This window comes from Phytoactinopolyspora endophytica (assembly GCF_004138495.1).
Lineage (GTDB): Bacteria > Actinomycetota > Actinomycetes > Jiangellales > Jiangellaceae > Phytoactinopolyspora > Phytoactinopolyspora endophytica.
Genome location: NZ_ML142869.1, coordinates 67,338 through 67,921 on the forward strand (window position 1 = coordinate 67,338; position 584 = coordinate 67,921).

The window sequence follows — 584 nt, forward strand, 5'->3', positions numbered from 1 at the left end:
TGGCGCACGGCCCGCGCGCCGGCCTCATGCTCCTCGAACCACTCGACAAGGACACGCTGCTGTCGCGGCACCATCGGCTGCACGCGGTCCGGGCGCACTTGTGGGAGATGGCCGGAGAGTACGACGACGCTCTCGCCTGCTATCGCATGGCCGCGCGCCTGACCACGAGCATTCCCGAGCAGAACTACCTGAATGCCCGCGCGTCGCGGGTCGCGGCGGCGATCGGTCAGCGCCGCTCCAGTCCGCCGGCCGTTCCGCCTGATCGGCCGGCCAGCGGCGTCGCTTGAGTTCCGTTCACAGTCGTGCACCCTGCCAGCGCTGGAAGGTTCTCCCCGTCAGCGGTGGAGCGTTCTGCACGCTATGGCGCGGAAGGGATTCCACTGCTGAACGGAGAATCCTCCACCGTTCGACGGCGTACTGTCTCAGTCCCATGCAGGCGGAGCGGTCCGGAACGGATCTCGCTCATAGCAAAGCAGTTGACCCCAATACGAAGATCCACATATACTCGAACACATGAACGGTTCCGGTGTGGTTGAGCAGCTGGCTGGTGTGATTGACCAGCTGGCCGACCTGCCTGCCGCGGA

General features: G+C 65.6%; 1 pseudogene. It reads left to right on the plus strand.

From position 1 onward, the window contains the following. A pseudogene (locus ELR45_RS41675) lies at window positions 1-287 on the plus strand (hypothetical protein); the annotation flags it as partial. Window positions 288-584 lie beyond the last annotated feature (297 nt).